Annotated in this window: 24 protein-coding genes; 10 read left to right on the top strand and 14 right to left on the bottom strand. The window is 68.4% G+C overall.

Annotated features, from left to right (window positions below; all coding sequences use genetic code 11):
* Window positions 1–120 precede the first annotated feature (120 nt).
* From ABIB28_RS07705 to ABIB28_RS07685, 5 genes are all read right to left on the bottom strand, one after another.
* The gene (locus tag ABIB28_RS07705) at window positions 121–324 is read right to left on the bottom strand and encodes a putative signal transducing protein (protein WP_133191316.1); all 204 of its coding nucleotides are present in this window, start codon (window positions 322–324) and stop codon (window positions 121–123) included.
* Window positions 321–899 carry a pyridoxamine 5'-phosphate oxidase family protein gene (locus ABIB28_RS07700; RefSeq protein ID WP_354287576.1) on the bottom strand — a complete coding sequence of 193 codons (579 nt, stop codon included), beginning with the start codon at window positions 897–899 and terminating at the stop codon, window positions 321–323. The genes ABIB28_RS07705 and ABIB28_RS07700 overlap by 4 nt, the downstream gene beginning before the upstream one ends.
* A gap of 18 nt (window positions 900–917) precedes the next feature.
* The gene (locus ABIB28_RS07695; RefSeq protein WP_354287574.1) at window positions 918–1,865 is read right to left on the bottom strand and encodes a DUF5996 family protein; all 948 of its coding nucleotides are present in this window, start codon (window positions 1,863–1,865) and stop codon (window positions 918–920) included.
* A gap of 87 nt (window positions 1,866–1,952) precedes the next feature.
* Window positions 1,953–3,383, bottom strand: a complete 1,431-nt coding sequence (gene tldD / locus ABIB28_RS07690; RefSeq protein WP_354287572.1) for a metalloprotease TldD — start codon at window positions 3,381–3,383, stop codon at window positions 1,953–1,955.
* An 18-nt stretch (window positions 3,384–3,401) separates the two neighbouring features.
* Entirely contained in the window at window positions 3,402–3,635 is a 234-nt protein-coding gene (locus ABIB28_RS07685) for a zinc-finger domain-containing protein (protein ID WP_133191320.1), read from the bottom strand.
* 142 nt (window positions 3,636–3,777) lie between these two features.
* On the opposite strand from ABIB28_RS07685, the gene ABIB28_RS07680 reads away from it, so the two are divergent.
* From ABIB28_RS07680 to ABIB28_RS07660, 5 genes are all read left to right on the top strand, one after another.
* On the top strand, window positions 3,778–4,704 hold the full coding sequence (locus tag ABIB28_RS07680) for an ABC transporter ATP-binding protein (protein ID WP_354287570.1): 927 nt from the start codon (window positions 3,778–3,780) through the stop codon (window positions 4,702–4,704).
* Window positions 4,705–4,801: 97 nt separating this feature from the next.
* On the top strand, window positions 4,802–6,403 hold the full coding sequence (gene nadB, locus ABIB28_RS07675) for an L-aspartate oxidase (RefSeq protein WP_354287569.1): 1,602 nt from the start codon (window positions 4,802–4,804) through the stop codon (window positions 6,401–6,403).
* Between the two features lie 150 nt (window positions 6,404–6,553).
* Window positions 6,554–7,651 (top strand): serine hydrolase, encoded by a 1,098-nt coding sequence (locus ABIB28_RS07670; protein WP_354287567.1) that lies wholly within the window; start codon window positions 6,554–6,556, stop codon window positions 7,649–7,651.
* 70 nt (window positions 7,652–7,721) lie between these two features.
* Window positions 7,722–10,478: a DNA polymerase I gene (polA, locus tag ABIB28_RS07665; protein ID WP_354287565.1), complete on the top strand. Its 2,757-nt coding sequence runs from the start codon at window positions 7,722–7,724 to the stop codon at window positions 10,476–10,478.
* Complete coding sequence (locus ABIB28_RS07660; protein WP_502958219.1) at window positions 10,475–12,037, top strand: lipopolysaccharide biosynthesis protein; 1,563 nt, start codon at window positions 10,475–10,477, stop codon at window positions 12,035–12,037. The genes polA and ABIB28_RS07660 overlap by 4 nt, the downstream gene beginning before the upstream one ends.
* Here the strand turns inward: ABIB28_RS07660 and purH are convergent.
* The 4 genes from purH to ABIB28_RS07640 all read right to left on the bottom strand — a co-directional run bounded on the left by purH (window position 12,009) and on the right by ABIB28_RS07640 (window position 17,388).
* Window positions 12,009–13,574 carry a bifunctional phosphoribosylaminoimidazolecarboxamide formyltransferase/IMP cyclohydrolase gene (gene purH / locus ABIB28_RS07655; protein WP_354287563.1) on the bottom strand — a complete coding sequence of 522 codons (1,566 nt, stop codon included), beginning with the start codon at window positions 13,572–13,574 and terminating at the stop codon, window positions 12,009–12,011. The two genes, ABIB28_RS07660 and purH, sit on opposite strands and share 29 nt — an antisense overlap.
* 69 nt (window positions 13,575–13,643) lie before the next feature.
* Complete coding sequence (locus ABIB28_RS07650) at window positions 13,644–15,356, bottom strand: heparinase II/III family protein (protein ID WP_354287561.1); 1,713 nt, start codon at window positions 15,354–15,356, stop codon at window positions 13,644–13,646.
* 49 nt (window positions 15,357–15,405) lie between these two features.
* A complete protein-coding gene (gene rpe / locus ABIB28_RS07645) occupies window positions 15,406–16,068 on the bottom strand; it encodes a ribulose-phosphate 3-epimerase (RefSeq protein ID WP_133191327.1) in 663 nt (220 codons plus the stop codon).
* Between the two features lie 45 nt (window positions 16,069–16,113).
* Entirely contained in the window at window positions 16,114–17,388 is a 1,275-nt protein-coding gene (locus tag ABIB28_RS07640; RefSeq protein WP_354287559.1) for an RsmB/NOP family class I SAM-dependent RNA methyltransferase, read from the bottom strand.
* Window positions 17,389–17,483: 95 nt separating this feature from the next.
* Here ABIB28_RS07640 and ABIB28_RS07635 point away from each other — a divergent pair, with 95 nt between their 5' ends.
* Complete coding sequence (locus ABIB28_RS07635; RefSeq protein ID WP_354287557.1) at window positions 17,484–17,663, top strand: DUF1674 domain-containing protein; 180 nt, start codon at window positions 17,484–17,486, stop codon at window positions 17,661–17,663.
* Between the two features lie 113 nt (window positions 17,664–17,776).
* On the opposite strand, the gene ABIB28_RS07630 is transcribed toward ABIB28_RS07635, so the two are convergent.
* The 3 genes from ABIB28_RS07630 to tsaD are packed head-to-tail and all read right to left on the bottom strand — an operon-like array spanning window position 17,777 to window position 20,318.
* A complete protein-coding gene (locus tag ABIB28_RS07630; protein WP_354287555.1) occupies window positions 17,777–18,319 on the bottom strand; it encodes a DUF1697 domain-containing protein in 543 nt (180 codons plus the stop codon).
* Complete coding sequence (locus tag ABIB28_RS07625; RefSeq protein WP_354287554.1) at window positions 18,319–19,290, bottom strand: NAD(P)H-dependent glycerol-3-phosphate dehydrogenase; 972 nt, start codon at window positions 19,288–19,290, stop codon at window positions 18,319–18,321. The genes ABIB28_RS07630 and ABIB28_RS07625 overlap by 1 nt, the downstream gene beginning before the upstream one ends.
* Window positions 19,287–20,318, bottom strand: a complete 1,032-nt coding sequence (gene tsaD / locus ABIB28_RS07620; RefSeq protein ID WP_354287552.1) for a tRNA (adenosine(37)-N6)-threonylcarbamoyltransferase complex transferase subunit TsaD — start codon at window positions 20,316–20,318, stop codon at window positions 19,287–19,289. Before tsaD ends, ABIB28_RS07625 begins: the two co-directional genes overlap by 4 nt.
* 81 nt (window positions 20,319–20,399) lie before the next feature.
* Between tsaD and hemC the strand changes: the two genes are divergently transcribed.
* The 3 genes from hemC to ABIB28_RS07605 are packed head-to-tail and all read left to right on the top strand — an operon-like array spanning window position 20,400 to window position 23,051.
* A complete protein-coding gene (gene hemC, locus ABIB28_RS07615; RefSeq protein WP_354287550.1) occupies window positions 20,400–21,320 on the top strand; it encodes a hydroxymethylbilane synthase in 921 nt (306 codons plus the stop codon).
* Window positions 21,317–22,003, top strand: coding sequence for a uroporphyrinogen-III synthase (locus tag ABIB28_RS07610; RefSeq protein ID WP_354287548.1), 687 nt, complete (start codon window positions 21,317–21,319; stop codon window positions 22,001–22,003). Before hemC ends, ABIB28_RS07610 begins: the two co-directional genes overlap by 4 nt.
* A 31-nt stretch (window positions 22,004–22,034) precedes the next feature.
* Window positions 22,035–23,051, top strand: coding sequence for a hypothetical protein (locus ABIB28_RS07605; RefSeq protein ID WP_354287546.1), 1,017 nt, complete (start codon window positions 22,035–22,037; stop codon window positions 23,049–23,051).
* Here the strand turns inward: ABIB28_RS07605 and ABIB28_RS07600 are convergent.
* Both ABIB28_RS07600 and ABIB28_RS07595 read right to left on the bottom strand, forming a co-directional pair.
* Window positions 23,048–23,845 carry a DUF72 domain-containing protein gene (locus ABIB28_RS07600; protein ID WP_354287544.1) on the bottom strand — a complete coding sequence of 266 codons (798 nt, stop codon included), beginning with the start codon at window positions 23,843–23,845 and terminating at the stop codon, window positions 23,048–23,050. The two genes, ABIB28_RS07605 and ABIB28_RS07600, sit on opposite strands and share 4 nt — an antisense overlap.
* Window positions 23,846–23,849: 4 nt before the next feature.
* Complete coding sequence (locus ABIB28_RS07595) at window positions 23,850–24,521, bottom strand: MBL fold metallo-hydrolase (RefSeq protein ID WP_189676470.1); 672 nt, start codon at window positions 24,519–24,521, stop codon at window positions 23,850–23,852.
* A gap of 79 nt (window positions 24,522–24,600) precedes the next feature.
* Between ABIB28_RS07595 and pabB the strand changes: the two genes are divergently transcribed.
* Window positions 24,601–26,382 (top strand): aminodeoxychorismate synthase component I, encoded by a 1,782-nt coding sequence (pabB, locus tag ABIB28_RS07590; RefSeq protein ID WP_354287542.1) that lies wholly within the window; start codon window positions 24,601–24,603, stop codon window positions 26,380–26,382.
* The last annotated feature ends 42 nt before the right edge of the window (window positions 26,383–26,424 follow it).

The raw sequence follows: 26,424 nt of genomic DNA, 5'->3' as shown, positions 1-26,424 counted from the left end.
TGGGGGGTATCTCGCAAAAGCCGTGCCAGACGTGAAACGACCATCTGCCGCGGTACCGCCGCGCCAGGGGCGATTACCGCATCGTAAATTTTTGTGCAGTTGCGAACCGCTGCCTAAGAATCAGGCAGATTTGGCGAGGATAGCCCGCGCCGCGTCGACATCGTCGTCATCCACCATCACGCGGACCGGAATGAAGAACTGGCTGCCATCGGCAATGCTCGCATTGCCGTCGAGCGCGAGCGCCATGATGCCTTCGGACTCGAGCCGTCCGACGACGATATAGGCTTCGTTGCGCGCGAACCGACCGACCTCGACCAGACTCATCGCCCGTTGGTCATTTCGAGCGGATCGAAGGCGGGCAGGATCGTCTGGACGCGCACCGGCAAGCCATCGATGCTGTGCGTGCGCTTGGCGATCACGGCGAGGCGGGCGTCGGGGTCCTGCTGTGCGTGGAATTTGACGAGCGTGTCGCGTGGACGATCGAGCGTCATGCGCGGGACGCCCCAGCCGGCGCTGGTCTGGACGCTGTCGACTCGTATATCGAACACCTGCCGCGCGCCTGCGAGCGCGGGGAATTGACCTGCCAGATCGTCATAGCCCGGCTCGCCCGCGATGGTGAAGCTGCCCGTTCCATAGAGCCGCAGGATCAGCGCGGGATTATCGAACGCGCAGAACATGATCGTGATGCGGCCGTCGGCGACGAGATGCGCCTGTGTCTCGTTGCCCGATCCGCCGAGGTCGAGATAGGCGACGCGATTGGGGCCGAGCACGCGGAAGCTGTCCATGCCCTTGGGGCTGAGGTTGACCCGCGCCCCCGCAGCGGCGGTGGCGACAAAGAAGACGGGCTGCTTCGCGATGAAGGCGCGGTGCGCAGCGTCAATGGCCGAGAACATTTCCATGCCGTGCGTATAGCCCTTTCAGACGATGCGGGGAATCCGTGGGCGGCCGAGCGCGCATTCGAGCGCATCGCGATCCCAGTCGGCGAGATCGGCGGCGGCGGCGTAGGTCGATTGGCAGAAGGCCAGCAAGGTTTCGCTCGGGTCGGCGGCGCCACGCACGACATCGTAATCGAGCAGGAACTCGCCGAGATCGGCGTTCCAGCTGGCTTCGGCGGGGTCGACAGGCGCCTGCGCATAGGCGGCGGGCGAAGGATAGGCATAGGCGTCGAACGCGGCATGTGGATAGGCGTCGCTGCCCGGCCAGAAGCCGACGCTGGCCTCCTCATGGCTATAGGCTTCGCACGTCACCGCATCGGGCAGGCCGGGAAAGCCCCCGGGATGGCGCGGTGCCGCCCGGCCCGAAAAGCGCGTCGCGGCGAGATCGAAGCTGCCCCAGAAGAAATGGACGGGCGAGGCCTTGCCGAGGAAGCCGGTGCGGAATTCGCCGAACACGCGCGCGATCTGGATCAGCGCGCGCCAGAAGGCGCGGACGGCGTCGGCGTCGTACGGGCGGTCGGCGGTATCCTCGGCGAAGGGCGGGACGTCGGCCATTTCGCTGGGGACGCCGTCGAACTGCGCGGACACGTCGAGCTCGGTGAGGCAGGTGATCACGCTCTGGTGGAAATGCGCGATGCTGCCCGGCCCAAGCCCGATCCCGCGGCTGCGCCCATCGCTGGTCATGAAGACGAGCCGGTCGTGGAGCAGGTCGAACTCGATCTCGAGGATTCGATCGCCGAGCGGAATCGCCGACGTCGTCAGCCCGCGCGCCGAGACGTAGAGCGGGACGTGCCAGCTATGGTTGAGCCACGGCGTCAGCGCGAGCCGCACCTTGCCGATGATCTGCGTGCGGAGCTGCAGCGCGATCGCGGTCTCGCGCCAGGCGGACCAGTCGAGGGCGGGCCAGGGGGCGATCGTTGCTTCGGTCATCCTGCTCTCCGTCGCCCCGGCGCCGCTGCGATATTGAACGATCCGCCCGCCAATGGAGCGGCCCCGGCCTGCGCCGGGGCGACGCCCCTACATCGCCGTCCCACCCACCGTCAGCCCTGCCACCAGCAGCGTCGGCTGCCCGACGCCGGCCGGAACGCTCTGCCCGCCTTTGCCGCAAATGCCGACGCCCTCGTCGAGTGCGAAGTCGTTGCCGATGCCCTCGACGCGGGTGAGGCACGAGGGACCGTCGCCGATCAGCGTTGCGCCCTTGATCGGCGCGCCGATGCGGCCGTTCTCGATCTTGTATGCCTCAGTGCAGCTAAACACGAATTTTCCGGACACGATATCGACCTGTCCGCCGCCGAACGACTTGGCGAAGATGCCGTTCTTGACGCGGCTGAGCAGCTCGGCGGGATCATCCTTGCCGCCGCGCATGAAGGTGTTGGTCATCCGCGGCATCGGCGCGTGCGCGAACGATTCGCGGCGGCCGTTGCCGGTCGGCGCGACGCCCATCAGCCGGGCGTTGAGCCGGTCCTGGATATAGCCTTTGAGGATGCCGTCCTCGATCAGCACGTTTTCCTGCGTGGGCGTGCCCTCGTCGTCGATCGACAGCGAGCCACGTTTGTCGGCGATCGAGCCGTCGTCGACGACGGTGACGCCGGGTGCCGCGACGCGCTCGCCGATCCGGCCGGAGAAGGCGCTGGTGCCCTTGCGGTTGAAATCGCCCTCGAGCCCGTGGCCGATAGCCTCGTGGAGCAGAATGCCCGGCCAGCCCGGTCCGAGCAGCACGGTCATCTCGCCGGCGGGGGCGGCGACCGAGTCGAGATTGACGACGGCTTGCGCCAGCGCCTCGTCGATCGCGCGGTTCCAGGTTTCGGGGGCCATCAGCTCGTCATAGAGATAGCGGCCGCCGAGCCCGAAGGTCCCCGTCTCGCGCCGGCCGTTCTGTTCGACCACGATCGAGACGTTGAGACGGACGAGCGGGCGTACGTCGGTGGCGATGAAACCGTCGGCGCGGACGATCTCGACGACGTTCCAGCTGCCCGACAGCGAGACCGAAACCTGCGCGACGCGCGGGTCGCGCGCGCGCGCGGCGGCGTCGATCGTCTGGCACAAATTCACCTTGTCGGCGAAGGGGACCAGATCGAGCGGGTCGGATGCCGTATAGAGGTGGCGGTTGGTGGCGCGCGGCGGGCCGGCCTTGGGCGCGCTCGACGGATCGATCAGCGCCATCGTTTCGCTCGCGCGGCGGATCGCGGCGGCGCTGAGCTCGTTGGCGTGCGAGAAGGCGGTCATCTCGCCCGACACGGCGCGCAGGCCAAAGCCAGAATGCGTGTCGTAGCTCGCTGTCTTCAGCCGACCATCGTCGAAGCCGAACGCCTCGGACTTGCGATATTGCAGATACAGCTCGCCATCGTCGGCCTTGCCGAGCGCGGCGGCGGTGAGCGCCTGCGCTTCGTCGGGCGAGAGCTGGCCGTCATGATACAGGAACGCGCGGGGGTCTGTCGGACTGGTCATCCGACGAATATAGGCAGGTTAGCGCCCTGCGCCATCCCCGTGATCGTGCAAAGTCGATGGATCGACGCCATCGGCGGGCCCGCCGATCAGCACGAAGCGGCGGTCGCAATAGCCGCAATCGACATAGCCGCTCTCGTCGATCTCGAGAAAGACGCGCGGATGGCCGAGGCTTGCGCCGCCGGGAATGTCGGTCGCGCCGTCACAGATGTTGCGGGCATGCGTTACGCGCAGGATTTCGGGCGGTGCGATCATGGGCGTGCGTGTAGCAAGGTCGGTGCTGCGCTTCAACGCCCCTTGTCTCCGGGCGCGGCTTGGGGCGGGCGCATCCTTCTTGCTCCCCTCCCGCTTGCGGGAGGGGGATGACCCGTCCGCAATCGCGCGCTATGCGCAAGGCATGACCGAGGCCGCCATCTCCATCGCGAACCTGTGCAAGACCTACAAGGGCGGCAAGCGCGCGCTCGACCATGTGTCGTTCGATGTGCCGCGCGGCCAGATTTTCGGGCTGCTCGGCCCGAACGGCGCAGGCAAGTCGACGCTGATCAACATCCTGGCGGGCCTCGTCAACAAGACCAGCGGCACCGCCACGATCTGGGGCTTCGACACCGACCAGCACCCGCGCAACGCCAAGGCGTCGATCGGGATCGTCAACCAGGAGATCCTGTTCGACCCGTTCTTCACGCCGATCGAGACGCTCGAGATTCAGGCGGGGCTGTACGGCGTCCCCAAGGCGAAGCGTCGCTCGATGGAATTGCTGCAGGCGGTGCATCTCGAGGACAAGGCCAATGCCTATGCCCGCACGCTGTCGGGCGGGATGAAGCGCCGGTTGATGGTGGCAAAAGCAATGGTCCACACGCCGCCCGTGCTGGTGCTCGACGAACCGACCGCAGGCGTCGACATCGAACTGCGCCAGCAGCTCTGGGCCTATGTCCGCCAGCTCAACGAGCAGGGCGTGACGGTGGTGCTGACGACGCATTATCTCGAGGAAGCCGAGCAGCTCTGCGACCGGATCGCGATCATCAACCATGGCAAGGTGATCGCCAACAAGCCGACGCGCGAGCTCGTCGGCATGGCGACCGAGAAGCTCGTCGAGGTGACGGTCGACCGTGACGTCGCGGTGCCGCCGAGCGCGGTCTCCTTCCAGAAGATCGAATTGAAGGGGACGCGGACGCTCGCGATTACCTACGCCAAGGACAAGGTGAATGCCGGCGAAGTGCTCGCCGCGGTGCAGGCCGATGGCTACGGGATTGTGGACGTATCGACGCGCGAGGCCGATCTCGAGGATGTGTTCCTCAACCTGACCCGTGCGTCGAACGCGGCGTGATCGTCGCCCCGGCGGAGGCCGGGGCCGCTGGCGTTTGCGCAAGACGCCAGCGACGCGCATCTAACAGAGCCGCCCCCGCCTCCGCCGGGGCGACGGTATGAGAGAGACGCGCGTGCCCGAAACCAAGACCTCCGACGTCCTCATCATCGGCTCCGGCGCCGCCGGCCTCACCGCCGCGCTCAATCTCGCCGATCGCTTCAAGGTCACCGTGCTCGCCAAGGGCGCGATGAACGAGGGGTCGACCGCTTGGGCGCAGGGCGGGATCGCCGCGGTGCTCGAGGAAGGCGATACCTTCGAAAGCCATATCGAGGACACGATGATCGCGGGCGCCGGGCTCAACGACCGCGCCACGGTCGAGTTCGTCGTGACGCAGGCGCCTGCGGCGATCGCGCGGCTCGAGGAATTGGGCGTTCCGTTCGCGACCGAGGGGAATGCGCTCCACCTCACCCGCGAGGGCGGGCATAGCCACCGCCGCATCGTCCACGTCGCCGATGCGACCGGCTGGGCGGTGCAGGAAGCGCTGCAGCGCGCCGCGACCGACCATCCCAACATCACGCTCGTCCCCGATATGGTCGCGATCGACCTCGCCACGGGCAAGCACGAAGAGCGCTACTCGGGCGCGGGCCGCGTGTGGGGCGTCTACGCCGTCAACCGCGCGACGGGCCGGGTCGAGGTCTACACCGCGCGCGCGACGATCCTCGCGACCGGCGGGGCGGGCCGCACCTATCTCTTCTCGACCGCGCCGCGCGGCGCGACCGGCGACGGCATCGCGATGGCGTGGCGCGCGGGCTGCCGCGTCTCGAACATGGAGATGATGCAGTTCCACCCGACCTGCCTCTACAATCTCGAGGTCAAGAACTTCCTGATCACCGAAGCGGTGCGCGGCGAAGGCGGGCATCTGCTGATCCCCGAAACGGGCTATCGCTTCATGCCCGATTTCGACCCGCGCTTGGAACTCGCGCCGCGCGATGTCGTCGCGCGTGCGATCGATCATGAGATCAAGCGGCTCGGGCTCGACTACGTTCACCTCGACATCAGCCACAAGGGCGAAGCGTTCATCCGCGAGCACTTCCCCAACATCTACGAAAAGCTGCTCGGCCTCGGCATCGACATGACCAAGGATCCGATCCCGGTGGTGCCCGCGCAGCATTACACCTGCGGCGGCGTGGTGGTTGATCTCGACGGGCGGACCGATCTGCCCGGGCTCTATGCCGCGGGCGAGTGCAGCGAGAGCGGACTTCACGGCGCCAACCGCCTCGCCTCCAACTCGCTGCTCGAATGCTTCGTCTTCGGCGAGGCGTGCGCCAACCATATCGCCGAGCATTGGGACGAACTTCCCGCCCCGCCGCCGATCCGAGCGTGGGACGAGAGCCGCGTCGAGGATTCGGACGAGGAGGTCGTCATCAAGCAGAACTGGACCGAGATCCGGCGCTTCATGTGGAATTATGTCGGGATCGTGCGCACCACCAAGCGGCTCGAGCGCGCGCAGCATCGCATCCGCATGCTGACCGATGAAGTGAACGACTATTACGGCCATTTCCGCGTGACGCCCGATCTGATCGAGCTGCGCAATCTGCTCCAGACCGCCGAACTGATCGTTCGTTCGGCCTTGCACCGCCATGAATCGCGAGGCCTGCACTACACGCTCGACTATCCCGACTTGCTGCCCGAGGCGGTCGACACCATCTTGGTTCCGTAAATCCACGGAATAGACAGGTCCCACTGCGATATCGTCTTGTCCCGCATGCCCGACGCTTCGTCGCAAGCGTAGGGGGCGGGGGATATCCCCACCACAATCTGGCCTTACCGCCATGATCGAACGTGGGTTTGAGTAGCGGGACGAAAGACGGTGTTGCGTATCCTACCCTATCGATTTCCCAAGCCCGCCGCCGCGTTGCTCCTGACCGCCGCTGTGTGCGCGTGCGGACAGGACGCCAATGTCCATCTCGCGCGCGTCGTGCCGACAGCGCCCGGGACGGTGGCGATGACGGCCCCGCAGCCCGCCCCGCGGGCGGTTTCCGCGCCATCGGCGTTGGTCGCCAACGTCGCGATGCTCGCGCGGCAGTTCGACGGTCGAGTCGGGATCGCGGTGCGGAGCATCGAACGCGGCTGGTCGGTCGATACCGGCGGCGACCAGTTGCTGCCGCAGCAAAGCGTCAGCAAATTGTGGGTGGCGATGACGGTGCTCGACTATCGCGACCGCGGGCGGCTCCGGCTGACCGATCCGGTGACGCTGTACCGCGACGATATCACGCTGTTCCACCAGCCGATCGCCGCGTTGATCAAGGGCGATCAGGGCTATCCGACGACCGTCGGCGAATTGCTCCAGCGCGCGCTGACGATGAGCGACAACACCGCCAACGACCGGCTGCTGCGCTATGTCGGCGGGCCGAATGCGGTGCGCGACTTCATTCAGCGCAAGGGCCTGGGCGACATCCGCTTCGGCCCGGGCGAGCGTTTGCTGCAAAGCCAGACGGCGGGCCTGGTGTGGCAGCCGTCCTACGCGTTCGGCAACGGCTTTGCGCTCGCGCGCAACCGGCTGCCGCGCGCCGACCGGGTCGCCGCGTTCGAGCGCTACGTCGCCGATCCGCCGGACGGTGCCGCGCCGATGGCGATCGCCGGTGCGCTTGCACGGTTGAAGCGCGGCGATCTGCTCTCGCCCGAGTCGACGCGGTATCTGATCGGCACGATGGAATCGTCGCACACCGGCAAGCAGCGGATGCGCGGCGCGGTGCCGCCGGGGTGGAGCTTTGGCCACAAGACCGGCACGGGGCAGGATCTCGCCGGGCGGACCGCGGGCTATAACGATGTCGGCTTGCTGATGGCGCCCGACGGCAGCAGCTACGCGATCGCGATCATGATCGGCGATACGCCGCGCCCGATCCCGGCCCGCCAGGCGCTGATGCAGGCGGTGGTGGCGAGCGTCGTCGCGAACCATCGCGGCTAACAACGCATAAGCGCCGAATGGCGTGACGCGGGGGCTTTGTGCTTCCCGAAGCTTGGGCTATCCCCGCCAAATGCCGCATCTCTATCTTGTCGATGGCTCGGGATACATTTTCCGCGCCTATCACCGCCTTCCCCCGCTCACCAACAAGCATGGCGAGCCGGTCGGCGCGGTCTATGGCTATACGACGATGCTGTGGAAGCTCGCCGACGAAGTCCATGCCGCCGACGGCCCGACGCATATGGCGGTGATTCTCGACAAATCGTCGAAGACCTTCCGCAACGAGCTGTACGACCAGTACAAGGCGCAGCGCCCGCCGCCGCCCGAGGATCTCGTCCCGCAATTCCCGATGATCCGCGATGCGACGCGCGCCTTCTCGCTGCCGTGCATCGAGACCGAGGGATTGGAGGCCGACGACATCATCGCCTGCTATTCGCGCGCCGCACTCGCGCAAGGGTGGGCCGTGACGATCGTCTCGTCCGACAAGGATCTGATGCAGCTGATCGAGCCCGGGCTCGACATGTACGACACGATGAACAACCGGCGCCTTGGCGCCGAGCATGTCGCGGAGAAATTCCACGGCATCACGCCGGCGCAGCTCGGCGACGTGCTCGCGCTGATGGGCGACAGCGTCGATAACGTGCCGGGCGTACCCGGCGTCGGCCCCAAGACCGCTGCCAAACTGATCCTCGAGCATGGCGATCTCGAAGCGGTGCTCGCCGCCGCGCCGGGGATGAAGGCAGGCAAGCTGCGCGACAACCTCATCGAACATGCCGCGATGGCGCGACTGTCGAAGGAACTCGTGACGCTGAAATGCGACGTAGCGCTCCCCGAGCCGCTCGAGGATCTCGAGCTCAAGGGCATTCCCGACGCCCCTTTGCGCGCGTTCTTGGAACATCACGGCTTCCGCTCGCTGCTCGCCAAGCTGTCGGCGGTCGCCGATGCGCCGGTACCCGCGCCGAAGTCGGTGCCGACCGAGCAGGATCCGCCGTGCAACCATGACGGCTACGAGACCGTGGTCGACGAAGCCGCACTCGACAGCTGGATCGCCGCGGCGCGCCACCAAGGCTGGATCGCGATCGATACCGAGACGACCGGGATCGACGCGACACGCGCCGAACTGGTCGGGGTGAGCATGGCGCTCCAGCCCAACAAGGCATGCTACATTCCGCTCGCGCATGGCGGATCGGGGCTATTTGCCGAGACGCCGGTGCAGCTCGACCGCGATGTCGCGCTCGCCAAGCTCAAGCCGCTGTTCGAGGACCCTGCGGTGCTCAAGATCGGGCATAACCTCAAATACGACATGATCGTGCTCGGACGCCTCGGCGTCGGGGTTGCGCCGCATGACGACACGATCCTGATGAGCTTCGACCTCGATGCCGGCCTGCATGGTCACAGCATGGACGAGCTCGCCGCGACGCATCTCTCGCACAGCTGCATTGCTTTCAAGGACGTCGTCGGCGTCGGCAAGTCGCAGCGCAGCTTCAACGAAGTCGATCTCGATGCGGCGACACGCTACGCCGCCGAGGATGCCGACGTCACGTTGCGGTTGTGGCGGCGCTTCAAGCCGCGGCTCGTCGCCGAGAGCGCGACGCGCGTCTACGAGATGGTCGATCGCCCGCTCGCGCCCGTTATCGCGCAGATGGAGATGCACGGCATCAAGGTCGATCGCGAAAAGCTCAGCAGCCTGTCGAACGATTTCGCTCAGCAGATCGGCGCGCTCGAAGTCGAGATCCACGCGCTCGCCGGCGGCGCCTTCACGATCGGCAGCCCCAAGCAATTGGGCGACGTGCTGTTCGAGCGGATGGGGATCAAGGGCGGGCGCAAGGGCAAGTCGGGAGTCTATTCGACCGACGTCACCGAGCTCGAGCGGATCGCCGCCGACAAGGATTCGCCCGGCAAGGACATCGCGACGAAGGTGCTCGAGTGGCGCCAGCTGTCGAAGCTCAAATCGACCTATACCGACGCGCTCCAGGCGCAGATCAACCCCGCGACCGGGCGCGTCCACACGTCCTATTCGCTGACCGGCGCGCAGACCGGGCGGTTGTCCTCGACCGACCCGAATCTTCAGAACATCCCGATCCGCACCGAGATCGGCCGCCAGATCCGCGACGCGTTCGTGGCCGAGCCGGGCAACGTCCTGCTCGCTGCCGATTATTCGCAGATCGAGTTGCGGCTCGCCGCGCACATGGCCGACGTGCCCGCGCTGAAGGCCGCGTTCGCCAATGGCGACGACATCCACAGCCTCACCGCGATGGAGCTGTTCGGCGAGGTCAATCGCGATACGCGCGGGCGGGCGAAGACGATCAACTTCGCGATCCTCTACGGCATCAGCCGCTGGGGGCTGGCGGGGCGGCTCGATGTGACCGCCGACGAAGCGCAGGCGATGATCGATCGCTATTTCGAGCGCTTCCCGGGCATCCGCAACTATATCGCGGCGACCACCGAGTTCGTCCGCGAGACGGGCTACACCGCGACGCTGTTCGGGCGGAAGACGCACTTCCCGCGGATCACGTCGAAGCTCCAGCACGAACGCCAGGGTGCCGAGCGCGCCGCGATCAACGCGCCGATCCAGGGCACTTCGGCCGATATCATCAAGCGTGCGATGGTGCGGATGGGGCCCGCGCTCGAAGCCGCCGGGCTCGGGCATGTGCGGATGCTGCTGCAGGTCCACGACGAACTCGTGTTCGAATTGCCCGAGGGCGATGTCGCCGCGGCCAAGCCCGTGATCGAGCATGTCATGGCGAGCGCTGCCGAACCGGCAATCGTGCTCAGCGTGCCGCTCGGCATCGAGATCGGGACAGGCCTGAGCTGGGGCGCGGCGCATTGACGACGACGACTGGCTTCGAGCCGACGGCGAGCGGGCGAACTACCGAAGAGATCGATGCGCTCGCCAAGGGTGGGCGGACCAACATCATCGGCTTCGTGATGCGGCTCGTCGCGCGGCTGCCGTTCCTGTTTATCGCCGGGCGGCTCTATGGCCCCGACACGCTCGGAACCTTTGCGCGCGCGGTGCTGTTCGTCGAGGTTGCGGCGTTGCTCGCGACCTTCGGGTTGAAGCGCGGACTCGCGCTCGCGATTTCGGAGAGTGCGCGGCCGCATGTTCAAATCGTGTGGGATTGCCTCGTCGTCGCGGCGATTGCCTCGGGCTGCGCGAGCGGGATCCTGCTGCTGATGCCCGACGTGATGTTCCATGGCGGCAATCCCTCGGCGCTCGAGCGCTTCCTGCCGTGCATCATCGTTGCGAGCGCGTGGTCGGACATCATGCTCGCCGCGCTCGCCTATCGCCGCAACGTCCAGGCGACGGTCACCGCGCGCGCGGTGATCGAGCCGTGGACGATCTCGATCGCGGCGGGGCTGCTCTATCCGATCGCGCCGCATGACGGGCTGGTGCTCGCCTACATGCTGTCGATGGCCGCCGCGCTCGTCGCGTCGATCGTACCGTTCTTGCGCAGCTATGGCCGGCCAACCGGCTGGCGGCTGCACCCCGGGCGCACCTTCGCGCTGATCCGCCGCAATGCGCCGCTTGCTGGCGCCGATGCGCTCGAATGGGGGACGCGCAATGTCGACCGCTCGATCCTGTTCCTGATGTTCGAGCCGCGGATCGTCGGGATCTACTGGATGGCGCAGCAGGTCGCCTCGATTCCAGGAAAGCTCAAGACGAGCTTCGACCCGATCCTCGGCCCGGTGATCACCTCGAGCCTCGCCCGCGGCGACACCGCGGGCGTCGCGAGCCAAGTTCGCCAGGTCGGGTTCTGGATCCTTGCCGCGCAGACGGGCTTGGCCTTGATGGGCTCGATCCCGGGTGAAGCGGTGATGGGGACCGTCGGCCCGCAATTCGTCGCAGGGACCGCGGCGCTCGCCTTCCTGCTGCTCGCCGAAGCCGCAGCCTCGACCGGGGCGGTGTGCGAATCGGCGCTCGTCTATATCGCGCGCGTGCAGAACGTCGCGATCTCGATCGGGATGTTGCTGTTCCAGGTCGTGCTCAGCTTCGCGCTGATCTTCGCCATGCAATGGATCGGCTGGCCGGTCGCGTATCAGGCGGCGGGGCCGGCGGTGGCGCTGTTCGTCTCGGTCGGGATCACGTCGATCATCAAGTCGACCTATCTGTCGCGGCTGCTCGGCGCGGGCGTCGCCGGATGGCGTCTGCCGATGCTGTGGGCGGTGCTCGCGGCGGGGACGGTCGGGTTCGGCTTCACGCTGTTGCCGCACCGCTTCGAATGGGCCGAACTCGCAATCGGCGTCCCCGCGATCGCCTCGGTCTATCTGTTCGTGCTGTATCGCTGGGCAGCGCGGCCCGAGGATCGCGCACTGTTCCGGCGCAAGGCGGGCGAGACGCCCGCCTTGCCCGTCCCCGGGCTCAGTGCCGGAAGTGGCGTACCCCGGTAAACACCATCGCGAGGCGGGCCGCATCGGCAGCGGCGATCACCTCGTCGTCTCGGATCGAGCCGCCGGGTTGGATCACCGCAGTGGCGCCTGCCTCGACCGCGGCGAGCAAGCCGTCGGCGAAGGGGAAGAAGGCGTCCGAGGCGACTGCCGAGCCGATCGTGCGCGGGGTCGGCCAGCCCGCCTTGTCGGCGGCGTCCTTCGCCTTCCATGCGGCGATGCGTGCCGATTCGAGGCGGTTCATCTGCCCCGCGCCGATCCCGGCGGTGCTGCCGTCCTTGGCATAGACGATCGCGTTCGACTTGACGTGCTTGGCGATCGTCCAGGCGAAGCGGCAGTCGATCAGTTCCTGCTCGGTCGGCGCGCGCTTGGTGACGACCTTCAACTCGGGGTTGCTGGCATTGTCGCGCGTCTGGACGAGCCAGCCGCCGGTGATGGCCTTCGCCAGCAGGCCGGTGCGCGCCGGATCGGGAAGTTCGCCCGTCAGCAGCAGGCGCAAGTTCTTCTTGGCGGCGAAGATCGCCTGCGCTTCCTCGTCGGCATCGGGCGCGACGACGACTTCGGTGAAGATCCCCGCGATCGCGCGCGCCGTCGCACCGTCGAGCGGGCGGTTGAGCGCGATGATCCCACCGAACGCCGAGACGGTGTCGCAGGCGAAGGCGGCTTCATACGCCTCGGCGAGCGAGGCGCCGGTCGCGACGCCGCACGGATTGGCGTGCTTGACGATGACGCAGGTCGGCGCGGCATCGCGAAATTCGCTGACAAGATCGAGCGCGGCGTCGGCGTCGTTGAGGTTGTTGTAGCTGAGCGCCTTGCCCTGCACCTGCCGCGCCTGACCGATGCCGCGGGCGGCAGTGCCGCCCGACGTGTAGAACGCCGCCGACTGGTGCGGGTTCTCGCCATAGCGGAGTTCGGGGCCGCGCTTGAGCGTGATCGGCAGTGTTTCAGGGAAAGCCTCGCCCTGATCGACCGTGCCGAACCACGTCGCGATCGCGCCGTCATAAGCAGCGGTGGTGGCATAGGCCTTGGCGGCGAGCTTGCGGCGGTCGGCGAGCGTCGTGCTGCCGCCCGACACCAGCGCGTAATCGGCCGGATCGGTGACAATCGCGACGAAGGCGTGGTTCTTGGCGGCCGAGCGCACCATCGACGGGCCGCCGATGTCGATATTCTCGATCACCTCGTCGCGCTCGGCGCCCTTGGCGACGGTCGCTTCGAACCGGTAGAGATTGACGACGACGAGATCGATCGCGCCGATCCCGTGTTCCTCCATCGACGCGACATGCGCCGCATCGTCGCGCACCGCGAGCAAGCCGCCATGGACGTTGGGGTGGAGGGTTTTCACGCGACCGTCCATCATCTCCGGAAAACCCGTGAGCTCGCTGATGTCGCGGACGGCGAGCCCGGCATCGCGCAGCGCCTTGGCGGTGCCGCCGGTCGACACCAGTTCGACGCCGTGGTCGGCAAGACCGCGTGCGAGATCGACGATGCCGGTCTTGTCGGAAACCGAGAGAAGCGCGCGGCGGATGGGGATATCGGTCATGGGGCAGGCTCCGGGGAACGTTCGCGCGTCCCCTGCCCGCTCACCCCCCAAGATTCAACCTAGCATGGCTTAACCGGCGCGCTTGAACGCCCAGCTGACGTTCGCCCCGCCCGCGGGCGATTCGCCGGTGACGACGAGCTGCATCGTCGCGCGCGGACGCCCCTCGGCGTCGATCCACACGCTTTCCTCGACCGCCAGCGTCCCGCCGCGGCAGCGGAACTGCCACAGACCGCCGCCGGGCAGCCGCAGCAAAGCGGCAAGGCCATCGGCGGTCGGCGAGACCTGGATGCCGAGGCCGAGATGGAAGCGGATCGCAAAGCCCGTCGCGGTCAGCTTGCGGCGCTTGGTCGCGGGCAGCAGCATGTCTTCGCCGCGCAGCTCGGCGCCGTCGCGGGTCAGCGTCATCTGGCGGCGATGGAGGAATCCGAAGCGGCGCGCATAGCCGTCATGACTTGCCTCGATCCGGCTGCCGGCATCGCTCTCCTGGCGCGCGAGCTCGACCTCGCCGACGCCGCGACCGAGCGTGCCGTCGGCATGGATCGCGGTCGAATTGCTGTCGCCGACGATCAGCGTCGAATGCGCCGCGGTGGTGCGCAAGCCCTCGGCGAGCGCGGGCGGAAGCTGGAAGACCCCGGTCCGCGCGCCGCCGCAATTGACGACGATGCGGTTGGCCCCGTCGGACAGTTCGAACGCCAGCGTCGAGGCGCAACCGCCCTCGACCAGCCGCGCGATCGGCGGCGGAGCGGCGTCGACGATCGCCACGACATTGCCCGCGGCGAGCCGCTGATAGCCCCAGTCGCGCGCTTGGCGCAGCGGGCGCGTGCGCACGCCCGAGGCGGCGATGATCTGGTCGAGCGTATCGGCGCCGATCGGCCCGCCGCCCTGCCAACTGCTGACATCGCGGTCGCCGTGGCAGATGCCGAGCAATGCCGGCATCAGCGACGCCAATGCGCTCGCGATGCAGGCGGGAGCCTCGATCTGGCGCGCGGCATACACTTCGCGCAAGGCGGTGAGCAGCATCACCATGTCGACTTGCGCCGATGGCGAGCGTGCGACATTGCCGCCATCCTCGAAGATCGACACCGCGAGCCCCTTGGCCAGCGCCGCCTCGACCGCGGCGCGGCGCGGATCGCCGCCGGCGATCAGCAAGCCCGCCGCGACGACGCCGCACAGTGCCGCGATGCGCGGCGCGCCAGGCGCGACCTTTTCGGCGCCGCGATCGATATGCCGTGCGCCGCGCGCGAGCGTGTTGAGCACGCTGCTGCGATAGACGAGATCGGCCGACGACAGGATCAGCGGGGCGTGCGCCGTCCAGAACAGGATCCGGCGACCCCACAGATCGGCGCGCCACGCGGGTTCGCTGATTTTCTCGGCATGGACCGCGAGCCATTTGCGCATCAGCGCTTCGGCGATCGGCGTCGCCTGCGCGCGCGTCGCGACGGTCGAGAGATCGCGCAGCCAGGCGAAGCTGTGGAGATAGTCGCTGAAGGCGCGCGAGAAATCGGGCTTGGCGAGATCGAGCGTCGCGATCTCGCGGCTTTCGCCGCGGAAGGTCAGCGTGCCCTCGAGCAACGCCTTGCCGCGCTTGACGTCACCCAGGAAAGGGTCGTCGGGGACTGCGGTGAGCTTGAGCGGATGGCGGCCTTTCAGCCGCATGCCGTGGATCGGCGTGCTCCAGGTCAGCCGGTGGAAGCGCTCCGAGAGGCGTTCGGCGAGCGACAATCCCTTGTCTCCTCCCAGCCGGACGAGCCGCTTGCCCTCGTCGATGCTGTCGCGCAGCATGTCCTCATCCGTCGCTGCGGGCGAGTCGAGCGGGGGCAGGTCGCGGCTCCTAACCACGCAAGGCCGCGATGTTGGCGGCGTACGCATCGGGCCCGCCGCGGAAGGTCGCGGTGCCCGCGACCAGCGCATCGGCCCCGGCGGCAATCGCGCGTGGCGCGGTGGCGTGGTCGATCCCTCCATCGACTTCGAGATCGACGCTGTAGCCGCCCTTGTCGATCATCTTGCGGATCGCCTCGATCTTGCGCAGCGAGCTTTCGATGAAGGCCTGCCCGCCGAAACCGGGATTGACGCTCATCACCAGCACCAGATCGACTTCCTCGAGCAGATAGTCGAGCGCCTTGGCGGGCGTTTGCGGCGTGAGCACGACGCCCGCGCGCTTGCCGAGCTGGCGGATGTGCTGGAGGCTGCGATGCGTGTGCGGCCCGGCCTCGACATGGATGCTGATCGTGTCGGCGCCGGCCTCGGCGAACGCCTCGAGATAGGCGTCGACCGGCGCGATCATCAAATGGACGTCGAGCGGCTTGGTCGTATGCGGGCGGATCGCCTTCACCACGCCCGGCCCGATCGAGATGTTGGGGACGAAATGCCCGTCCATCACGTCGACATGGATCCAGTCGGCGCCGGCGAGATCGATCGCGCGGACCTCCTCGCCAAGCTTGGCAAAATCGGCGGAGAGGATCGACGGGGCGATGCGGACGGGAAGCTGGCTCATGGTCGTTTAGCCTCTAGCATGGTCGCAGGCGTGGGCAAGCAACGCTTAACCCTGTCGGCGCAGGCGCGCGATGAAGAAGCCGTCATTGCCACCAGGATCGATCATGCCGGGCAAGGTCCGCACCCAGCCGCCGGGAGTGGGGACGATCCCTGCCGGCAGTTCGTCCTGCGCCACGGGGACGATGCTGTAGTCGGGGCGGGCGGCGAGGAATTTGGTGAGCTGCGCCTCGCCCTCGGCGGGTTCGAGCGAGCAGGTCGCGAAGACCAGCGTGCCGCCGGGCCTGACCCAATCGGCGGCGCGCGCGAGCAGTTTCGCCTGCAGCGCGGCCAGCTCGGTGATCTGCGACGGGCGCACGCGGTGGAGCACGTCGGGGTGACGGCGGAAGATGCCCGTCGCGCTGCACGGCGCATCGAGCAGCACCGCATCGACGGGTGCCGGCGGCGACCACAGCAGCAGATCGGCGGTGATCACGGTGGCGGTGAGGTGTGTGCGCTCGAGATTCTCGTGAAGTCGCGCAAGACGACTTTCCGACGAATCGATCGCGGTGACGCTCCAGCCGGCGCTCGCAAGCTGCATCGTCTTGCCGCCCGGCGCGGCGCACAGGTCGAGCACGCTGCCCGGCCCCTTTCCTAGCAGGCGGGCGGGGAGCGAGGCGGCGATGTCCTGCACCCACCAGCTGCCCTCCTCGAAGCCCGGCAGCTCGGGAACATGCGCCGAAGGCAAGCGGACGTGCCCCGGCAGCAGCGAGACCCCGCCGAGCGTTTCGGCCATCGCATCGGTCGTCGCTGGGTCGGCGAGCGTCAGGTCGAGCGGCGGCGGGGCGGCCATCGCGCGCTCGGCGGCTTCGATGCCGTCGTCGCCCCAGGCGGCGTGCCAGCGGATCGCGACCGGATCGGGCAAGGTCGGCTGTTCGGGCAACTGATCGCCGCCGCGCATCAGCGTGCCGAACACGCCGTGGACGAGCTTGCGTGGACCGCCATCGACGAGCGGCAGCACGGTCGAGATCGCGGCATGCGGCGGCGTGCCGAGCGACAGCGCCTGCACCAAAGCGATGCGCAGCGCGAAACGCGCCTTGGCGTCATCGGGCAGCCGAGTCTTGGTCGCCGAGTCGATCAGCGCATCGAGATCGGGGAGGCGGCGCAGCACTTCGGCGGCGATCGCGTGGGCGAGTGCGCGGTCGTCGCTGCGCTCGATCCCGGCGGTCGCGCGGCCGATCGCGGCTTCGAGCGGAAGGCCCTGGCGTAGCACTGCGTCGAGCAAACGGAGCGCGGCACGGCGTGCGGGGACGCCGGGCGGGTCGACCGGTTCGGGTTTGGGCATGTAGCGACGTGGCGGCGGAAGGGTCAAAAGCTTGAACTCTGTCTAAAGGCCGCCGATGTAGCGGGGGCGCACCTGTCGTGCATCAAGGACACTCCATGGCCGTTCGCCCGCCGCATGTGAAGCCACCCGCCTATCTCAGCAAGAGTCCGCCGGTGCCCGAACCCGATTCGATCCCGCTCGCGCCCAAGGGGCAAAGTGTGAAAGGCGACCCCGATGGGCTCGACCCAACGCGTTACGGCGATTGGGAAATGAAGGGCATTGCGATCGATTTCTGAGCGGCGCGATCGCCCACTCCGTTCGTCATCCCCGCGAAAGCGGGGATCCCGCTGTCTGTTCCCCCGCTGAGGAGAAGAAGCGGGACCCTCACGTTCGCGGGGGTGACCGGGCGTTAGACGTGCGGGTGCTCCAGCAACGCCGCCAGCTTGACGACGGTGTTCCAATTTCGCGCGGTTGCGAGCTTGGGAAATTTGAGCTTCGCCATCGCCTGCGGGAGCTTCGACGCGCCGATCCCGTCGATATAATCGACGTAGAGCTCGCGACCCTGCGCCACGACCGTCTCGCGGCCCTGATAAAGATCGGGCAGCGCATCGGGCAGATCGGTCGGCATCGAGTCGCGGTGAAACAGCACCACGACATGATTCGGTCGCGTGAGCGTCGCTTCTGGAAACGGATTGGCAGCGATGACCGCCTGCAAATCGGCGGCGCTGCGGACGATGACGTCAGTCTCGAGGCCATAAGCGGCCAACGCGGTCTCGAGTCTCGACTCGACCTTGGCGCCGTCGGTCTCGTCGCACGCGAACACGACATTGCCCGAGGCGAGCAGCGTTGCCACCTCACGATAGCCCAGCGCTTCGACCAGCGCCTTCAAATCCGCCATCGGCAGCTTGCGCCCGTTGAGGTTGATCCCCTTGAGCAATGCCGCCCAGCGCATCACTCGCGCGTCAACGGGCGGGCGAGCAGCGCCCCGATCACCGCCTGCACCTCGGCGCCGTCGAGCAAGGCACACACCGCCTCGACCACCGGCATATCGACGCCAGCCTCGGCTGCCGCCTCGCGCAGCACCGGCGCGGTGAAGGCGCCCTCGGCGACGGTCAGCCGATCGGACAGCAGGTCGGCGGCGCGCTTGCCCTGCCCCAGCCCAAGCCCAAGCGAGAAATTGCGCGATGCGGTCGACGAGCAGGTCAGCACGAGATCGCCGAGCCCCGATAGCCCGCTCAGCGTCTCGATCTGCGCGCCGCGCGCGACGCCGAAGCGCGTCATTTCGGCGAACCCGCGCGCGATCAACGCGGCGCGCGCATTCTGCCCGAGCCCCGCGCCCTCGACCACGCCGCACGCGATCGCGAGCACGTTCTTGACCGCTCCGCCGATCTCCGCACCGATGACGTCATCCGACGCATAGGGTCGGAAATTCGGTCCGGCGAGGCGATCGGCGAGCGTCGCGCCGATCGCCGGATCGGCGCATGCAAGCGTCACCGCTGTCGGAAGACCGGCGGCAACCTCATGCGCGAAGGTCGGGCCCGACAGCACCGCGATCGGGGCGGCGGGGTGCAGCGCCCGCGCGACTTCGCCGACGAGCAGCCGCGTGCCGGCCTCGATCCCCTTGGCGCAGAGCACCAATGGCGTCCCGCCGACGGGCGTATCGGTCAGCACCGCGCGGACATGTTGTGCCGGCACGACGACCAGCAGCGCGTCACAGTCGGCAAGATCGGCCAGCGCCGAGGTTGCGCGGATCGACGGCGACAGCGCGACCCCGGCGAGGAAGCGCGTATTTTCATGCGCATCGTTGATCGCGCCGACGACTTCGCTCTCACGCGCCCATAGCGTGACCGGAGCGCCGCCGCGCGCTGCGACTTGCGCCAGCGCAGTGCCCCAGGCGCCGCCGCCGATGACCCCAATCTTCATGCCTTCACCCCCGCCCCACGCACAGCCTCGGCGCCCGGATCGAGCGGCCAGCGCGGACGTGGCGCGATATCGAGCGGATCGGTGAGACCGGCGGCGAAGCGCTCCGCCCCCGCCCAGCCGATCATCGCGGCATTGTCGGTGCACAGCCACAAGGGCGGCGCGACGAAGCGCAGGCCGTGGTCGCTCGCCAGCCCGCTAAGCGCAGTGCGCACTGCGGTGTTGGCAGCGACCCCGCCCGCGACCACCAAGGCGGTCGCCCCACCGGCGTGGTCGAGCGCGCGGATCGTCCGGTCCAGCAGGCAATCGACCACCGCCGCCTGGAACGAAGCGGCGATGTCATCGACCTCCCAGGTCTTGGCGTCATGCGCGCGCACCACCGCGCTTTTCAGCCCGGCAAAAGAGAAATGCGGCTCGGCCGAGCCCTTCATCGGCCGTGGCAACGGCACGATCGCCCTCCCACGCCCGGCGGCGGCCTCGACCGCGGGCCCGCCGGGAAAGCCGAGCCCGAGCACCTTGGCGGTCTTGTCGAATGCCTCTCCTGCGGCGTCGTCGATCGTCGTGGCGAGCCGGCGATAGCGCGCCACGCCCTCGACCAGCAGCAACTGGCAATGCCCGCCCGAGACGAGCAGCAGCAGATAGGGAAAATCGAGATCGGGATCCGACAGCCGCGGCGAGAGCGCATGGCCCTCGAGATGGTTGACCGCGATCAGCGGCTTGCCCGCGGCGTGCGCGAGCGCCTTGCCCGTGACGAGCCCGACCATCACGCCGCCGATCAGCCCCGGCCCGGCGGTCGCCGCGATCGCATCGACTTGGTCGAGCGTGACGCCGGCATCGGCGAGCGCGGCCTCCACCAAAGGCGCGAGCACTTCGACATGCGCGCGCGCCGCGATTTCGGGGACGACGCCGCCGAACGGGCGATGCGCCGCCTCCTGCCCGGCGAGCCGGTGCGCGAGGACGCGGCGGTCGGAGGTGACGAGCGAAGCCGCGGTTTCGTCGCAGCTCGATTCAAGACCGAGGATCAATGCCATGTCCTCGCCTGTAGCGGCTTGGAGGCGGCTTGTCGAAGCCGGGAGGCTTCGCCACAGTGGCACAAAAAGGGAGGGACTTTCTTGACGCATCCCCAGCTCAAACTCGGCACGCGCGGATCGCCGCTCGCGCTCGTCCAGGCCAATATGGTGCGCGATGCGCTGTGCACCGCGCATGGCTGGCAGATCGACGCGATCGAGATCGTCCCGATCAAGACGACGGGCGACCGCGTCCAGGACGTCGCGCTCGCCGAGATCGGCGGCAAGGCCTTGTGGACCAAGGAGCTCGACCGCGCGCTGCTGTCGGGCGCGATCGACTTCGCGGTGCATTCGATGAAGGACGTCGAGACGGTGCGACCGAGCGCGATCGCGATCGCCGCGATGCTGCCGCGCGCCGACGTGCGCGACCGGCTGATCGGTGCGCCGAGTATCGCGGCACTGCGCCACGGTGCCGTGATCGGGACGAGTTCGCCGCGTCGCGTCGCGCAGTTGAAGCGGCTGCGACCCGATTTCGAGACAGTCCTCTTCCGCGGCAATGTCGACACGCGCCTCGCCAAGGTCGCCGCGGGCGAGGTCGATGCCTCGATGCTTGCGGCAGCCGGGCTCGATCGGCTCGGGCGCCCGGGCGTCGGGGTCGGGATCGAGACTGACGTCATGCTCCCCGCACCCGCGCAAGGCGCGGTCGGGATCGAGGCGCGCGCCGACGATACCCGTATGCGCGACTGCCTCGGCGCGATCGACCATGCGGCGACGCATCTGTGCGTGCTGGTCGAACGCGGCTTGCTCGCGGCGTTGCAGGCCGACTGCCATTCGCCGGTCGCGGCGCTCGCGACGCTGGATGGCGACAGCGTCCTGCTGCGCGCCGAACTCTTCGCCGAGGACGGCAGCGCGCATGTGAGCGGCGAGATGCGTGGCGCGATCGGCGACGGGACGTTTGCCGATCGGCTTGCCGCCGATCTGCTTGCGCGCGCGCCCGAGGCGGTACGGCGCTTGTTCGCGGCGTGACGCGCGTGCTCGCGGTGCTGCGCCCCGAGCCGGGCAATGCCGCGACCTGCGCGCGTGCTGCCGAGGCGGGATACGCGACGCTGTCGCTGCCGCTGTTCGCGGTCGAGCCGCTCGACTGGGACGTGCCCGATCCCGCGCAGCACGACGCGCTGATCCTGACCAGCGCCAACGCTTTGCGCTATGGCGGCGCCGGGATTGCCGCGCTGACGGGCCTGCCGGTGCTCGCGGTCGGCCCGCATACCGCGGCTGCGGCGCGCGCTGCGGGGTTTGACGTCATGGCGATCGGCAGCGGCGACGGCGCGCAGATCGCGTCGGTCGCGCACGCGCATGGCATCCGCCGGGCCTTGCATCTGACCGGCCGTGACCGGACGCTGGCTGCAGACGGCGCGATCGCAAGCGTCCTGCCGGTCTATCAGAGCGTCGCAGTGCCCGTCGCGCCCGACGCGCTCGGCGCGCTCGACGGGACGATCGCCTTGCTCCACTCGGCGCGCGCCGCGCGTCGGCTCGAGACGCTGGTGACAGCAGCCGGGCTCGAGCGCTCGCACATCGCCATCGCCGCTTTCAGCGCAGCGATCGCCGCGACGCTCGGCGTGGGCTGGGGCGGCGTGGTGGCCGCCGCGACGCCCGACGATGCGGCACTGTTTGCCGCCGCGCTCGCTTTGCCGAGGGCGACGGGCGATTGACCGCCCGCGCCGACGCCCCGATAAGGTGATGATGGACGAACCCGCCCTCCCCGTCCCCGATCCCGCTTTGCCCGGATCGCCCAGCCGTGATTCGGCGTTCTCCGACCGACCCGCACCGCGCTTGCTGCCGCCGCTTTCCGCGCCGCCCCCACCCCCACTCCCGCCGCGCGCCGCGCGCGGACCCGGCTGGCGCGCGGGGATCGCGCTTGCGCTGATCGCGTTTCTGGTCGGCGCGGGGCTCGCCGCGCTGCTGGTGGTCAAATACGTCAAGACCGATGCCAAGCCGATCGCCACGGTTACGGTCCCGGTCGGTGCAAATGGGCAGGCGCCGCTCGTCATCGTGCCCAACAAGGCAGCCGTTGCGGCGCCCGCGCTTGAACTCGCTGCGCTGACGACGCGCGAGGCCGCGCTCGCTGCCGAGATCGACGCACTCGAAGCGCGCGCCGGGACGATCGACCGCGATTCGCAGCGCGCCTCGACCTATGCGACGCGCAGTCAGGCGCTGATGATTGCCTTTGCCGCGCGCCGCGCGATCGACCGCGGGCTCAATCTCGGCTTCCTCGAGGGGCAGTTGCGCTCGCGCTTCGCCGCGCTGCAGCCTGCTGCGGTCGCGACGATCATCCAGGCGGCACGCGCGCCGGTGACGCTCGAGGATCTGCGCGCCGGGCTCGATGGCGTCACGCCCGAGCTGCTCACTGGCGCCGCGAGCAATGGCTGGTGGCAAAGCCTGCGCGACGAGCTTGGCCATCTGATCGTTTTGCGCCGTGCGGGCACGCCCTCGCCGCTTCCGGTCGATCGCGTCGCGCGTGCGCGGCGGTTGCTCGAGGCGGGGCAGGTCGAGGCGGCGCTCGCCGAGGTGTCGCGGACGCCCGGCGTCGCGTCGGCCGGTCGCTGGACGAGCGCGGCGCGGCGGTATGTCGATGTCCGCCGCGCACTCGACACGATCGAGAGCGCGGCGATTCTCGCGCCGGGCGTCGATACCGTGCCCCCGCAGCCGCAAGCCGCGCCGGCCCAAGCGCCCGCTACCCCGGCTGAGGCAACGCCTTAAGCGCCGACGCGCTCGATCAAGGCCATCGCACCATGCGGTGCGCGGACTTTCGCGCCGTTGATGAAGAAAACGAAGGTTTCGCGCGGCGTCTTTGGCGCTGGGTCGGCGAGATAGGGCAAGTCGACGGGCGCACCGCCCTCGGCCCAGCGTCGTGCCGCGCCGGCCCAGCGATCGAGCGCCGCTGGCGCATAACCTGCGGGCTCTTCCTCGACCGCGGCCTCGAGCCGGGCATAGACCAAGTCCCCCGATACATCGGCGATCGCCGGATAGTCGGTCGAATCGGCATAGACGATCGCCACCCCGGCGGCACGCGCCAGCGCGACGAATTCGGGTGTCTGGAAGCTTTCGTGCCGGACTTGCACCGCGTGGCGCAGCGCGATGCCGTCCTGCTCGGCGGGCAGCAATTTGAGGAACGCGCCGAAATCTTCGGGATCGAACTTCTTGGTCGCCATGAACTGCCATAAGATCGGCCCGAGCCGGTCGCCGAGCTCGACGATCCCCTGCCCGGTAAAGCGCGCGATCGACTCGCCGGCTTCGGCGAGCACCTTGCGGTTGGTGCAATAGCGCGACGCCTTGAGCGCGAAGACGAAGCCGTCGGGCACCGCCTTCGCCCACGAGGCGAAGGTCGCTGGCTTCTGCGACGAATAATAGGTGCCGTTGACTTCGATCGCGGTGAGCTTGCTCGCGGCATAATCGAGCTCGCGCTTGTGCGGCCATTTCTCGGGGAAGAAACTGCCGCGCCACGGCTCGTAGGTCCAGCCGCCGATGCCGATGCGGATGTCGCCCGGTTTCATCGTCTCAGGCCGCCATTGCCGCGTCGCTGACGAACATGTTGGTGCGCCGCTCGTGCGCGAAGGTGCTTGGCTGGCCGTGGCCGGGAAGGAAGGTCGTGTCGTCGCCGAGCGGCCACAGCTTGGTGACGATCGATTCGAGCAATTGCGGATGGTTGCCGCGCGGGAAATCGGTCCGGCCGATCGAGCCCGCGAACAGCACGTCGCCGACGATCGCCAGCTTCGACGGCCCGTGATGGAAGATGACATGGCCCGGCGTGTGGCCCGGTGTCTCGTACACATCGAGCACCAGATCGCCAACGCTGACGGTGTCGCCCTCGACCAGCCAGCGGTCGGGTTCGAAATTGATGCCGGCGATGCCGTATTGCGCGCCGCTCTCGGAGAGCGAGCAGGTGAGGAAGCGGTCTTCCTCGTGCGGGCCCTCGATCGGCACGCCGAGCTGGTCGGCGAGGGGCTTGGCCTCGCCGCAATGGTCGATATGGCCGTGGGTCAGGATGATTTTCTCGACCGTGACGCCGTGTTCCTGCGCCGCGGCGAGCAGCTTGGGGAGGTCGCCGCCGGGATCGACAAACGCGCCGCGCATCGTCGCGGTGCACCACAGCAGCGTGCAATTCTGCTGGAGCGGTGTGACGGGAATGATCGCGGCGCGGAGCGGCGGCAGGGGGGCTTGGGTGCTCATGCGTCCGAGATACGGCGGACCACCGCGAAAACCAAGGGTTGCCCCGGGCAGCAAAGCCGGGGCATCTGCGAAACGACATATGGTGACGCGTCTTTCCCCGCCTTTCGTCCTGCTCGACGATGCCCGTGACGGCGGCGCACCGGCGCGGCTCTATCGCGATCCGGTGCGGATCGTCGCGGCGTGGACTCTCGCGCAGATCGCGCCCGCGCTGGCCGAACTGCGCGCCGCCCGGCGCGACGGGCTCCATGCGGCGGGGTTCCTGTCGTACGAAGCGGGGGCGGCGTTCGAGCCAGCGCTCGCCGAGCCGGCGGAATCGGACATGCCGTTGCTGTGGTTCGGGCTGTTCACCGACTTTGCCGAGACCGCGCCCGGCGATGTTCCCGGCCTGTTGCCCGATCCCGCGGGTGCCTGGATCGGCGCGCCCGAATCGACGATCGACAAGCGCCATTACGACACGCAGTTCGCAGCGGTGCAGGCGCTGATCGCCGCCGGGGATCTGTATCAGGCCAATCTCACGCATCTCGGCCAGATTGCGGTGCTCGGGGATCCGCGCTCGGCCTATGCGCGGTTGCGCGAGAGTGCACGCGCGGGGATCGGGGCGCTGATCGACACTGGCGCCATGGCGGTGCTCTCGCTTTCGCCCGAACTGTTCTTCGCGCTCGAGGGTGAGACGCTGACGTGTCGTCCGATGAAGGGGACGGCACTGCGCGGGGCGACGCCGGCCGAGGATGCCGCCGCCGCGCGCGCGCTCGCCAACGATCCCAAGCAGCGCGCCGAAAATCTGATGATCGTCGATCTGATGCGCAACGATCTTGCGCGGGTGGCGCGCGCGGGTTCGGTCGCGGTGCCGCACCTGTTCGAGGTCGAGCGCTATCCGACCGTCCACCAGCTCGTCTCGACCGTCACCGCGCAGATCGCGCCCGAGACCGATGCGATCGACGTGCTCACCGCGTTGTTTCCGTGCGGGTCGATCACCGGCGCGCCGAAGATCGCGGCGATGCAGGCGATCGCCGAGATCGAGCAGGGGCCGCGCGGGCTTTATACCGGGGCGATCGGTCGCTTCGATGCTGACGGCGATGCGATGTTCAACGTCGCGATCCGCACGCTGACGCTGCCGCATGGCGCGAGCCACGCGCGCTACGGGGCAGGGGGCGGGATCGTCGCCGATTCGCGCGCCGCCGCCGAATGGGACGAGGCCAGGGCGAAGACCGCCTTCATGACGCGCGATCCGCGGCCGTTCGACCTGATCGAGACGATGGCGTTCGATCCCGAACACGGCATCTTGCGGCTCGACCGCCATCTCGAGCGGCTGACCGCGAGTGCGCGCGCGTTCGGTTTCGCGTTCGATCGGCACAGCGCGCGCAATGAATTGCAGGCGGCGACCTTCCGGCTGCGCGCGGGGCGCAAAGTCCGGCTGCTGCTCGCGCGCAGCGGCGCGGTGGCGATCGAGGTCGCGCCGCTGCCCGCGGTGCGCGATGCGCCGCTATCGGTCGCGGTGGTGCCGTTGCCCGTCACGCCAGCGGATATCCGCTTGCGCCACAAGACCAGCGATCGTGGCTTCTACGATGACGCGCGGCGCGCGGCTGGCTGCGACGAAGTCGTGTTCGTGCGTCCTGACGGGCGGCTGACCGAAGGGAGCTTCACGACGCTGTTCGTGCCGCGCGGCGACACGCTGGTGACGCCGCCGCTCGCCGACGGACTGCTGCCCGGCGTGCTGCGCGCCGATCTCATCGCGCAGGGCCAAGCGATCGAGGGGGACCTCACCGAGGCCGATCTGACGCAGGATTTTTTCGTCGGAAACGCCCTGCGCGGACTGATTCGTGCGCGGCGCGTGGTTGCGACAAACGCTTCGGCACGATAAGCGCTCGCGCGAACCCGCCGCACCGCGGCATTTCCGCAAGGT

The sequence above is a fragment of the Sphingomonas sp. UYEF23 genome, assembly GCF_040546165.1.
Lineage (GTDB): Bacteria > Pseudomonadota > Alphaproteobacteria > Sphingomonadales > Sphingomonadaceae > Sphingomonas > Sphingomonas glacialis.
Note: the sequence above shows the minus strand (reverse complement) of the source record. Positions and strands in the feature narration are given on the sequence as shown.

Coding starts and splice junctions, on each gene's coding strand:
- ABIB28_RS07705 (WP_133191316.1), bottom strand. CDS start 324: ATGAGTCTGGTCGAGGTCGGTCGGTTCGCGCGCAACGAAGCCTATATC.
- ABIB28_RS07700 (WP_354287576.1), bottom strand. CDS start 899: ATGGAAATGTTCTCGGCCATTGACGCTGCGCACCGCGCCTTCATCGCG.
- ABIB28_RS07695 (WP_354287574.1), bottom strand. CDS start 1,865: ATGACCGAAGCAACGATCGCCCCCTGGCCCGCCCTCGACTGGTCCGCC.
- tldD (WP_354287572.1), bottom strand. CDS start 3,383: ATGACCAGTCCGACAGACCCCCGCGCGTTCCTGTATCATGACGGCCAG.
- ABIB28_RS07685 (WP_133191320.1), bottom strand. CDS start 3,635: ATGATCGCACCGCCCGAAATCCTGCGCGTAACGCATGCCCGCAACATC.
- ABIB28_RS07680 (WP_354287570.1), top strand. CDS start 3,778: ATGACCGAGGCCGCCATCTCCATCGCGAACCTGTGCAAGACCTACAAG.
- nadB (WP_354287569.1), top strand. CDS start 4,802: ATGAGAGAGACGCGCGTGCCCGAAACCAAGACCTCCGACGTCCTCATC.
- polA (WP_354287565.1), top strand. CDS start 7,722: ATGCCGCATCTCTATCTTGTCGATGGCTCGGGATACATTTTCCGCGCC.
- purH (WP_354287563.1), bottom strand. CDS start 13,574: ATGACCGATATCCCCATCCGCCGCGCGCTTCTCTCGGTTTCCGACAAG.
- ABIB28_RS07650 (WP_354287561.1), bottom strand. CDS start 15,356: ATGCTGCGCGACAGCATCGACGAGGGCAAGCGGCTCGTCCGGCTGGGA.
- rpe (WP_133191327.1), bottom strand. CDS start 16,068: ATGAGCCAGCTTCCCGTCCGCATCGCCCCGTCGATCCTCTCCGCCGAT.
- ABIB28_RS07640 (WP_354287559.1), bottom strand. CDS start 17,388: ATGCCCAAACCCGAACCGGTCGACCCGCCCGGCGTCCCCGCACGCCGT.
- ABIB28_RS07635 (WP_354287557.1), top strand. CDS start 17,484: ATGGCCGTTCGCCCGCCGCATGTGAAGCCACCCGCCTATCTCAGCAAG.
- ABIB28_RS07630 (WP_354287555.1), bottom strand. CDS start 18,319: ATGCGCTGGGCGGCATTGCTCAAGGGGATCAACCTCAACGGGCGCAAG.
- ABIB28_RS07625 (WP_354287554.1), bottom strand. CDS start 19,290: ATGAAGATTGGGGTCATCGGCGGCGGCGCCTGGGGCACTGCGCTGGCG.
- tsaD (WP_354287552.1), bottom strand. CDS start 20,318: ATGGCATTGATCCTCGGTCTTGAATCGAGCTGCGACGAAACCGCGGCT.
- ABIB28_RS07605 (WP_354287546.1), top strand. CDS start 22,035: ATGGACGAACCCGCCCTCCCCGTCCCCGATCCCGCTTTGCCCGGATCG.
- ABIB28_RS07600 (WP_354287544.1), bottom strand. CDS start 23,845: ATGAAACCGGGCGACATCCGCATCGGCATCGGCGGCTGGACCTACGAG.
- ABIB28_RS07595 (WP_189676470.1), bottom strand. CDS start 24,521: ATGAGCACCCAAGCCCCCCTGCCGCCGCTCCGCGCCGCGATCATTCCC.
- pabB (WP_354287542.1), top strand. CDS start 24,601: ATGGTGACGCGTCTTTCCCCGCCTTTCGTCCTGCTCGACGATGCCCGT.